Annotated in this window: 10 protein-coding genes and 2 pseudogenes; 10 read left to right on the top strand and 2 right to left on the bottom strand. The window is 57.1% G+C overall.

Going from position 1 to position 9,473, the window contains the following annotated elements:
- Positions 1 to 267: 267 nt before the first annotated feature.
- Positions 268 to 525: pseudogene (locus tag SB4_RS15390) on the top strand (transposase); the annotation flags it as partial.
- 244 nt (positions 526 to 769) lie between these two features.
- Here the strand turns inward: SB4_RS15390 and SB4_RS15385 are convergent.
- Positions 770 to 1,798, bottom strand: coding sequence for an IS110 family RNA-guided transposase (locus SB4_RS15385; protein ID WP_058753271.1), 1,029 nt, complete (start codon positions 1,796 to 1,798; stop codon positions 770 to 772).
- Between the two features lie 72 nt (positions 1,799 to 1,870).
- Here SB4_RS15385 and SB4_RS15380 point away from each other — a divergent pair.
- Positions 1,871 to 2,713 (top strand): annotated as a pseudogene (locus SB4_RS15380) (IS3 family transposase); the annotation flags it as partial.
- Between the two features lie 45 nt (positions 2,714 to 2,758).
- Here SB4_RS15380 and SB4_RS19190 read toward each other — a convergent pair.
- Positions 2,759 to 2,911, bottom strand: coding sequence for an integrase core domain-containing protein (locus tag SB4_RS19190; RefSeq protein ID WP_082670221.1), 153 nt, complete (start codon positions 2,909 to 2,911; stop codon positions 2,759 to 2,761).
- Between the two features lie 193 nt (positions 2,912 to 3,104).
- Between SB4_RS19190 and SB4_RS19185 the strand changes: the two genes are divergently transcribed.
- The 8 genes from SB4_RS19185 to SB4_RS19165 are packed head-to-tail and all read left to right on the top strand — an operon-like array spanning position 3,105 to position 9,466.
- Positions 3,105 to 3,935 carry a phosphorylase family protein gene (locus SB4_RS19185; protein ID WP_206598016.1) on the top strand — a complete coding sequence of 277 codons (831 nt, stop codon included), beginning with the start codon at positions 3,105 to 3,107 and terminating at the stop codon, positions 3,933 to 3,935.
- On the top strand, positions 3,932 to 4,684 hold the full coding sequence (locus SB4_RS19180; protein ID WP_082670220.1) for an HAD family hydrolase: 753 nt from the start codon (positions 3,932 to 3,934) through the stop codon (positions 4,682 to 4,684). The genes SB4_RS19185 and SB4_RS19180 overlap by 4 nt, the downstream gene beginning before the upstream one ends.
- A complete protein-coding gene (locus SB4_RS19175) occupies positions 4,675 to 5,673 on the top strand; it encodes a Gfo/Idh/MocA family protein (protein WP_082670219.1) in 999 nt (332 codons plus the stop codon). The genes SB4_RS19180 and SB4_RS19175 overlap by 10 nt, the downstream gene beginning before the upstream one ends.
- A gap of 4 nt (positions 5,674 to 5,677) precedes the next feature.
- Positions 5,678 to 6,718: a myo-inositol-1-phosphate synthase gene (locus SB4_RS19170; protein ID WP_082670218.1), complete on the top strand. Its 1,041-nt coding sequence runs from the start codon at positions 5,678 to 5,680 to the stop codon at positions 6,716 to 6,718.
- 10 nt (positions 6,719 to 6,728) lie between these two features.
- Positions 6,729 to 7,334, top strand: a complete 606-nt coding sequence (locus SB4_RS15375) for a DJ-1/PfpI family protein (RefSeq protein ID WP_058753269.1) — start codon at positions 6,729 to 6,731, stop codon at positions 7,332 to 7,334.
- Positions 7,334 to 8,104, top strand: a complete 771-nt coding sequence (locus SB4_RS15370) for an SDR family oxidoreductase (protein WP_058753268.1) — start codon at positions 7,334 to 7,336, stop codon at positions 8,102 to 8,104. The genes SB4_RS15375 and SB4_RS15370 overlap by 1 nt, the downstream gene beginning before the upstream one ends.
- Positions 8,079 to 8,507 carry a RidA family protein gene (locus SB4_RS15365; RefSeq protein ID WP_058753267.1) on the top strand — a complete coding sequence of 143 codons (429 nt, stop codon included), beginning with the start codon at positions 8,079 to 8,081 and terminating at the stop codon, positions 8,505 to 8,507. Before SB4_RS15370 ends, SB4_RS15365 begins: the two co-directional genes overlap by 26 nt.
- A gap of 29 nt (positions 8,508 to 8,536) precedes the next feature.
- On the top strand, positions 8,537 to 9,466 hold the full coding sequence (locus SB4_RS19165) for a PfkB family carbohydrate kinase (protein ID WP_082670216.1): 930 nt from the start codon (positions 8,537 to 8,539) through the stop codon (positions 9,464 to 9,466).
- Positions 9,467 to 9,473 lie beyond the last annotated feature (7 nt).

Below are 9,473 nucleotides of genomic sequence, written 5' to 3'. Positions count from 1 at the left end.
TGGGTTTGGACCCTAGGCTTTGTCGGCGATGAGGTGGCGAGCCGGCGTGGCGACGCTCATCAGTGGAATGGCCATGTTGATATCGGCAACGTTGCCGGGCGTCAGGGCAAAGCCGACCGGTCGGCCGCAATCATCGGCCAAGCAGTGGATCTTGCAGGTCCGACCACCGCGCGAGCGGCCGATCGCCATGACGTCCTCCCTGTTTTTTCATCCATGCTGAGTGAGAGTTTTCCGGCCTTTTTGAGCCTGCGGGCGAGGAGCTGGGACATGAAGAAGACGAGGCACACCGAGGAGCAGATTGCGTTTGCGCTGAAGCAGGCGGAGACGGGTACGTCGGTGGCGGAGGTGATCCGCCGGATGGGGATTTCGGAGCAGACGTTCTACCGCTGGAAGAAGGTGTACGGCGGGTTGGGGGTGGGCGAGCTGCGGCGGTTGAAGCTGCTCGAGGAGGAGAACCGCAAGCTCAAGCAGCTGGTCGCGGACCTGAGCCTGAACAAGCACATCCTGCAGGACGTTCTGTCAAAAAATGTATGGTCCGCCCCCGTCTGGCAAGCGTGAGATGCGGTTGGCAGCACAGTCTGCGTAAATGTATCCGGCCTGTTTGTGGGGCATCTCGGCCCCTGGCCATGATGGGATACGCGCCACGGTCGTCCTTTCAAACTGCTCCAGCCTTTCGACGGCTGCATTTTTGGCCAGGCTTCAACCGTGTCACCATCGACTGCTTGCCATCACTCCTCTGCTTGCAGACCTCTTTGCGCGGGTGCTCGGTTCAGGCGGCGATCGGCACGGGTGGCCGGTATTGCTCCTGCCGGGCGAGCACCGCCCAACTGATGCGTACGATCTTGTTCGCCAGCGCGACGACCGCAACGTTCTTGTGCGTTCGCATCTCGAGCTGGTCGAGCCACGGGCCGAGCCCCTGCTCGCGCTTCATGTGCATACTCGCTGACCGAGCGCCGTGGATGAACAGGCGGCGCAGGTGACTGTTGCCGCGCTTGGACATGCCGAGCAGCGTCGACTTACCGCCGGTGGAATGCTGACGCGGGACGAGACCAAGCCAGGCGGCGAGATCGCGGCCGCGCTTGAAGCCGGTGCCATCGGCTACGGCTGCGACGAGTGCCGTGGCGACGAGCGGTCCGACGCCAGGGATGGCTAGCAGCCGTCGACAACCGTCGTCCGCGGCGGCAATCGCTTCAATCTCCTTGGTCACCGTGCCGATGTCGGCTTCGAGCCCCCGCCATTCGTCCCAGAGCTGCTGCAGGATCATGCGCATCCGTGATGACAGCGTGGAGCGCTCGTCGGTGAACAACGCTGGCATCTCGCGCGCCATGTGACGCCGCCCTGCGCGAAACACGATACCGCGCTCCAGTAGGAAGGCGCGTATCTGGTTGATGACTGCTGTCCTGCGGCTCACCAACCGCTCGCACACGCGGTGCAGCGCTTGCAGGTCGAGCTGCTCGACTGATTTCGCGGGCACGAACCGCATCGTCGGCCGCTGCACAGCCTCGGCGATCGCCTCAGCATCGAGGTAGTCGTTCTTGTTGGATTTGAGGAACGGCTTGACGAACTGAGGCGCCATCAGTCGGACGTCATGGTCGAGCGCCGTCAGCTCACGCGCGAGGTGGTGGGCACCGCAGCACGCCTCCATTCCGACCAGGCAGCGGGGCAGCGCATCCATGTGCCGCATCAGCTGCGCACGGCTGACCTTCTGCTTCCATTGGATCGCACCCGTGGCATCCAGCGCCACCAAGTGGAATGACGTCTTGCCAATGTCGATGCCGATTACCGCTACCTCTGTCATGACGGTCCTCCTCAGTGAAGGCAGTTAGGATGCTCCTGACTGCGTCGCTCCGTAAGGGGGCGGACCATCCCACAAGCTCTGACGCCTGGACGACGGCGCGAACTTGTCGCGCACGTCCAGGCGTCTCACGGCGTCAGCGAACGACGCAGCTGCTCGGCGTTGGGCGTCGACCGGTCGTCGGTGCGCTACGTGTCGCATCGGCCGGACCAGGCGCCGCTGATGCTGCGCATCCGTGATCTGGCGGCGACGCGAACGCGGTACGGCTACTTCCGCATCTACATCCTGCTGCGCAGGGAAGGATGGGTCGTGAACCACAAACGCGTCTACCGGCTCTACCGGGATGATGGACTGAGCCTTCGGCTCAAGAAGCCTCGCCGCAACGTCAGCGCTGCCAACGGCGATCGGCAGCCCGCGGCTGCGGCGGCCAACGAGATGTGGTCAATGGATTTCGTCTCTGACGCACTGTTTGATGGCCGGCGGTTGCGGGCGCTGACGGTGGTCGACGCCTTCACGCGCGAAGCACTGGCAATCGACGTCGACCAGGGCATCAAGGGCGAGCAGGTGGTCGAAGCGATGATGCGCATCGCGTTGTCGCGTGGCGCGCCAAGGACAATCCGGGTGGACAATGGGCCGGAGTTCATCTCGAAGGCGCTCGACCGCTGGGCCTACGAGAACGGCGTCACGCTCGACTTCAGCCGGCCGGGTAAGCCGACCGACAACGCTTTCGTGGAGTCGTTCAACGGCCGCCTGCGGGACGAGTGCCTGAACACGCACTGGTTCCTGTCTCTGGAGGACGCCCGAGCCAAGATCGAGGCCTGGCGGCGAGACTACAACGAGAGCCGTCCTCACACATCGCTTGGCTGGCTGACGCCGGTCGAATATGCTGCTGCCACGGCCAAGATCACGGCCGAATGAACGCCGGAAACTCACCCTGAACTTGGATGAGAAACCGGGGGACCCTCAGGTATGGTGCCCGTCTGCAGTGTTGCACAACCGCCTGGCAGCATCGGCGGGCGTTAGCCCGCCAACACCACTATGCGGGCGCACACGGTTATAATCGTCGCGCCAGAGCCGCAGCACCGAGCGGGCATCCTTCCATTCCAACGAAAGCACGCACCATCAATCGCCGGACCAAACACCTAATCCTCATCCTGACATACTCATAAAATCATTTCTGCTCAAAGGGATAAATTTTTTCCCTCTACAGAGATGACCGATCATTCATGATGTTTTGCCAATTCAGTGTTGACAGTTCGGACCTATTCGAGTTCCTTTGAGTAGAAGACGATGGAATCGGAGTCTTATCGTGTCGAAACGGTCGATCGCAATAATTGCCGGAACGGGGTTAGCCGCAAGCCTAGCAAAATCACTAGAACGTGTTACTTTTCACTCCAATTTGGATGTAAATTTCCAGGGTAGGCACGGGTCGATCATCAGCTACGTCGAAGGCAGCTTCAATGATCTCCGAGTTGTGATACTCCCTCGTCACGGACCAACTGTCTCAGTGCCTGATCGAAGTCCTGCCGAGCTAGTTCGGCTTTCAGGACACGAGGCCCACATTTGGCATTTTTTCGAGACCGGGATAAAACGCGTTTACGCATTCAATTCCGTTGGTTCGGTCGATCATAGTGTTGATCTCGCTCAGAATAATGCATTTCTTATTCCCGATCAATTTGCCCGTGGCCTTGGCGCGGTGTCACATAGTTTTGGTAGCGCAGCACTAGATATTCACCCCTCTATGGCTCAACCCTTTTCGCAATCGATGCGAGAAATATTGATCAGGGCGACGCATCAAGCTGGGGCTATAGCGATCGATCACGGCCTATATATTCATTCTGCAGGAGATGCATTTGAATCTCCGCCCGAGGTAGATGCTTACAGAAACATTTTCTCCGGCTGGCCCAACAAAGTTGTTGGCATGACATCGGGCGCCGAAATAGTTCTTTGTAAGCAAATGAGGATGGAGTTTGCACTTATTTGCGCAAGTTGCAACTGGGCACAGGGCATAGAGGGCCCCCCAGTCACTCACGAACACGTTTTGGAGGGAATGCGACCCGCAACTGATACTCTCGAGCAAATAGCACGGCATGTAATTGCCTTTGAGGCTGAGCATATTGATCAAGGCTACACGGCGTGAATGGCTCATACTCGCAGGCGAGGTCACAAAACAATCTGGACGGTTACCCAACCCCGCGGTTTAAAACTGTCCTTTTTGACCTCGACGGAACCATCCTAGACTCTGCAGAGTGCGGAATAGTTGCCACACAACGCGCATTTAAGATGCACAGCCTAGCTGTTCCGGAGGCAGATCGAATAGTACAACTAATGGGAATTCCCATTGAAGAGTCTTTCCCGAAATTGGCACAGCGTTCGCTTGTAGGTGATGCGCTGGACGCGTTGCTCAAAGATTTCCGCTTAGTCTATCGCGAAATAACGGATACTGGTCTTACAGTATTCTCTGGTATGATAGATTTGCTTTTTAATCTGAAAAAATACGGCGTACGACTGGGGATAGTGACAAGTAAGCATTCCGCCGTTGCTTGTCGTAACATGGCTAGTGTCGGAATCGACCTATTTTTTGAAATCGTTATCGGCCCGGACATGGTTCAGCAGCCGAAGCCAGCGCCAGACACCGCGTTGGCAGCAATGAGCGCACTCGGAGAAACGGAAAGCAGTCACGTTCTCGTTGTCGGTGATGCCTGTTACGACATAATAATGGGAAAAGCAGCCGGGCTATCAACTTGTGCTGTCACTTGGGGAGCACACAATGAAGCAGATTTGGCTAGATGCGATCCGTCGTGGATATCGCGCTCGGTTGATGATTTGACACATCTTCTTTTAGGACAAATTACTAAATCTTGCCCCGAGGAATTTAGATGCGTTTAGCAGTAATTGGTGCGGGATTCGCCGAACAACATCTTGCATGGCTAAGAGATATAGAGAACGTCTCGATTCCAGTGATCTGTTATGCAACTGATCGCACCAGAGCATCAGCGCTCGCGAAGCGGTTCGACGTCCCCGAGGTTAGCGATGACGCTGTCGGCGTCATTCGCGATGCCGCCATCGACGGCGTGGTGATCGTTTCTCCTCCGAGAAGTCACGAGGAATTAGTCCTAGCGGCGCTCGAGCGGAATCTCACGGTCATCTGTGACAAGCCACTTGCTCATACGGTCAATTCCGCAACATCATTGGCGCACGCCGCGCAACGGTCCTCCAGCCATTCGGTCATGATGTTCCAATGGCGCCTACATCCCTTGCTGCGCAGCGTTAAGGCGCTTCTAGATGGCGGTGAAGTTGGCGAGCTCAAACATGTTTCCTTGGGTTTTCGTCACGACTTCTTGGCGATGGAGGAAACGCTTTGGCCTTGGCGACATAAGCGACAGGAGGGGGGGGCCGGCGCCCTTTCTGACATAGGCGTACACTTATTCGACTTGCTCCGCTTCCTGGCTCCAGGATCTTGGCATGTTGTGGCAGGGAACGCCCAGACAGCATGGCCGGTACGTCGCTATCGCGGAAAGAACCTAGCATGTGACACAGAAGATGCGGCAGATCTTCTGATGGAACAGACCGATGCCAGCCGCTTTGCCAATCTCACTCTATCGCGTGTGGCAACAGGTGTCCACGAGATGAGTGGCGCGTTGACGGGAAGTCGAGCATCTTTGGACTTTAGTATCGATTTAGATACTGCCCGTGGTAGTATAATGCTACGACGCCCAGATAAACATTCCGAAAAGACATTATTTGATAGAAGTAATTTCAATCCCTACAGTTTTTTACTGCCGGGCAGCAATATACAAGTCAGCAACTTTACAGATGGTCTTATCGCGCAGCAGTTAATGGCTGATGCTATCGAAATATTCGAAACTGGGAGGTAGACAAATGTCTGAAAAAAAACTGAAGCTTGCTGTTGCTGGCGTTGGCAACAATATCACCGCATTGATGCAGGGTGTTTCTTTCTATAAGGACCAACGTACCGCAGACTGTTTAGTCGGCATCAAGAATCCTTTCATCGGCAGCCTGCATGTGAGTGACATCGATTTCGTCGCTGCCTTCGACATCGATGATAAAAAAATTGGCGCCAGTCTCGATCAAGCGATATTTGCTGGCACAAACAATTATCCGATGCTCGATGTTCACCTGGATCAATCTCCTTGCCGTGTCGTCAAGGGAATCCGCATGTCTGGGAACTGCCTATCCAACATGGAACAGGTGGTGGACACGCTGCGGGAAAGTGGCGCCGAGGTGCTGTTGTATTCACTACCGACTGGTCTGCAGTGGGCTGCTGATGCCTACGCCGCCGCAGCACTCGAAGCCGGAGTTGCTTTCGTTAATTGCACTCCGGAAGTCGTAAGCCGCAACGCGGATACACTTGGCAAATTTAAAGAGGCCGGAATCCCGCTGCTCGGTGACGATCTCGCTAGTCACCTTGGCAGTTCGGTCGTGCACCGAGTTCTGCTCCGTCTTCTGGCAGAACGTGGAATCACTCTCACCAGTTCATATCAGCTAAATTTAGGGGGGAACGCGGACTTCGCGAACCTGCGGGTCGCCGGAGCCAGCAAACACCAATCCAAGCTCAACGCTCTGGCTCAGGACGGAGTGGATACGTCCGCCGTCGAAGTCATCCCTTCTGCTGGGTTCTTGAAGCAGTTGAATGATAATAAAGTGGGCTATTTCAATATCGAGGGCGCTGGGTGGGCCGGGACACCTGTCTCGCTAGATCTCAAACTAAAAGTGCAGGATTCCAGCAATGCCGCCGGAGTGATTATTGATCTTATCCGGGTAGCGGCAATCTCGCTCCGTCTCGGTAAAGGCGGCTTCAATCCTGCCGCCGTCCCCTGCCTCAAGTCGCCACCTGGCGGTCATCCACACTTTTCGGATGATGAGATTGCGAATAGTCTAGCTGAACTATCGGCCGCTTGAGCGTCGCACCGTGCAGCTTCCCATCACCAAGGGCCACGTTACGGTGGGAGTAGTAGCATACGACCAGATCGACGACCTCGACTTCTTTGGTGCTTGGTCGGTCTTGGCCAAGGCGGCGCAAGCGTCCGCATGCGACTCGAGTGCAGCGTTCCGCGTCCACATCGTTGGCGCTCATAATGCTTTCCTCACGTCCAGCGGACTCAGCGTTTCCGTGCCTGCGGAAGTGCCGCCTGACAGGCTCGACGCTGTGCTAGTGCCGGGCGGCACTGGGGCGATCGCGGCGGCACAGCGCTCAGACCTGCGCGATTTGCTTGTCCGCTATCAACGCGACGGGTCCCGCTGCTACACGATCTGTTCGGGAGCGTTGCTGCTAGCCGCGGCAGGTTTGCTCACCGATAGATCTGTATCGATCCATGCCGCTAAACGCGAGGCGTTGCGGCTAGCCGGAGCGGGTACCGTTACACGTGGACTGCGACGCGACGGTTGGCTGACCTCTATTGGTGGCAGCATGGCACCCGGTGTGAAGGGGGTAGATATCGGCTTTATAGTCGTAGGGGATTTGCGCCCAGATCTGCTCGATTCGCTCCGGTCGCGCATGGAAATAGGTGAGAGCTGATGAGCGAGCACGCCGAGCCTGGTTGGACCTTGGTGACGGGCGCTAGTCGCGGGATCGGCCTCGCGACTGCGCAACGACTCTTTGCGGCCGGCCATCGGGTAGTGATTTGGTCAAGGTCCACACCAGTCCGGCAGGATTGGCTGACGGACGCCGAAAGGGACGGCGTGCTTATCCATCAGCAAGTAGACGTCTCGAACGAGAGTAACGTTGATTCAGCGCTATTGGACCTGAGGCGGCGCGGCTTCGGCTTGAACAATCTAATACTTAACGCTGGCAGCGGTCGTTGGACAGCTCTTCACGCCGTTTCGACTGCGGAATGGCGCGAGACACTGGGTGTTAATCTTGATGGCGCGTTCTTTCTGCTGAAACGACTGTTGCCGACCTTGTGCCAAGCCGATGCGCCTCTCGTGGTAGCCGTACTGTCGGACAGCGTGCTGTACCCGTTCGCCGAACGCGCTGCTTACTCTGCTGCCAAGGCTGGGCTGAGAGCGTTGTTGGAAACTACACGGTTGGAATTTCGCCCCCATGGGGTACGCTTCTCCCTGCTCTATCCAAGCCGGGTCGATACTCACTTCGCCGGTTCGCACGCCACCGGACGGCCCGGACTGCGACCCGGCAGTCTTAAGGCCGACGACATCGCAGAGACGATCGCGTTCATTATGGCGCTGCCGCCCCGCGTAGAAATCCGTGAGGTACATATGGCGTCACGTAGTTCAAGCTTTGGTCCATTTGGGGAGAAGTTGGATGAGCACAGCGATCGGAAAGCATGAGGTCGAGCCGCATTCGAAGCCAATCGGCCGCTATGCGCCAATGCGCACATGCTTGATCGAGCCGGGCTCGATTGCGGTAACAATCAGTGGTCAGGTCGCCGTCGATGCGGATGGTGCTGTGCGGTGCCCGGGCGATCCCGAAGGGCAAGCAAACATTGTATTCTCACAACTCATCGAGCTGCTGGCTCATGCTGGCGGAAGACTAACTGACCTGCAGAGCGTCATGATCATTCTCTCCGATCGCGCCCACTTTGATCAGGTGAACCAAGTAAGGAACCGCATTTTCGCCACTTATGCTCCCGCGAGCACATTGATCATTGCAGAGCTCGCCGAGGCGGGATGCCTTGTCGAAGTGAACGGTTTTGCGATCATTGACGGTACACAGATTGTGGAGGGAAGGTGATAGCGCCTGATTCTGCCACCGTCAGCGATATGGCACGCACCGTCGTTGCATGCGCGGCCAATAGTCGCGTCCTCGTTATGGGGTCGCTTAACATGGACATTCTATTGGAAGCGCGATCATTGCCAGAGAATGACGGCGCTGCGGTACTCGACCACGTTCGGCGCTGTCCCGGCGGGCATGCGGGAAACTGCGCAGCAGCGTTGGCAGCTCTCGGAGTTTCCGTCCGCATCCTCGCCGCGGTCGGGGAGGATGCGGAGGGTGCGGCGCTTGAGGCTGACCTGGCAGACTCGGGTGTTGACACATCACATATCCAGCACTGCGCTGGGGTTGCGAGCGGTGCAGTATATATTCCGGTGGCAGCCGATCGTCACTTCATGCTGCTCGACCGAGGGGCAAACGACCACCTAAGCGTGGACTTAATGAAAGAAATCGACGACTTTCGTCCCCACGCCCTCGTACTATTTGATCCTCCAAAATCGCTAATTGAGGCGACGGCCCGGTTGCCACGCGGGGCTACCTCACCGGATATTTATTGGTGTCCGGGGGCCTTCGCCAGCTCTGTTGTCGCCGCCCAAAGTGGTATCTTGGACCGTATCGACGTGCTCTTGATCAATGCCGTCGAGCGCCGAGCACTCGCCTCCTTACTAGATGAGCGCTCTGATCTGGAAATCGTCACGACCCGCGGTGCCAATGGAGCTGAAATGCGCATGAGTAAGTCCACTATTTCAGTGGAAGCGTTGCCCATTGAGGTCGTTGACACGATCGGTTGCGGTGATGCGTTTTTAGCGGCTTACGTCGTCGCGAAAATGGCAAGTTTTGGGGCTAAAGATCGGCTCGCATTGGGCAACGTGTATGGCGCATCGGTTGCTAGCCAAGCTGGTGCGCGTGGCGGTCATACTGGATTACCCCAGTTACTGGAACTCGCAGCTAGGCCAGCAACCTCGCGGCGGCCTTCATGACTATTTC

Source organism: Sphingomonas sanguinis, assembly GCF_001476905.1.
Lineage (GTDB): Bacteria > Pseudomonadota > Alphaproteobacteria > Sphingomonadales > Sphingomonadaceae > Sphingomonas > Sphingomonas sanguinis_B.
This window is presented reverse-complemented; position numbering and strand designations above follow the sequence as displayed.

What these genes read in the sequence shown, in the direction of transcription:
- SB4_RS19170 (WP_082670218.1), top strand. Translation starts at nt 5,678, where the DNA reads ATGTCTGAAAAAAAACTGAAGCTTGCTGTTGCTGGCGTTGGCAACAAT.
- SB4_RS15385 (WP_058753271.1), bottom strand. Translation starts at nt 1,798, where the DNA reads ATGACAGAGGTAGCGGTAATCGGCATCGACATTGGCAAGACGTCATTC.
- SB4_RS15370 (WP_058753268.1), top strand. Translation starts at nt 7,334, where the DNA reads ATGAGCGAGCACGCCGAGCCTGGTTGGACCTTGGTGACGGGCGCTAGT.
- SB4_RS19165 (WP_082670216.1), top strand. Translation starts at nt 8,537, where the DNA reads ATGGCACGCACCGTCGTTGCATGCGCGGCCAATAGTCGCGTCCTCGTT.
- SB4_RS15365 (WP_058753267.1), top strand. Translation starts at nt 8,079, where the DNA reads ATGAGCACAGCGATCGGAAAGCATGAGGTCGAGCCGCATTCGAAGCCA.
- SB4_RS19175 (WP_082670219.1), top strand. Translation starts at nt 4,675, where the DNA reads ATGCGTTTAGCAGTAATTGGTGCGGGATTCGCCGAACAACATCTTGCA.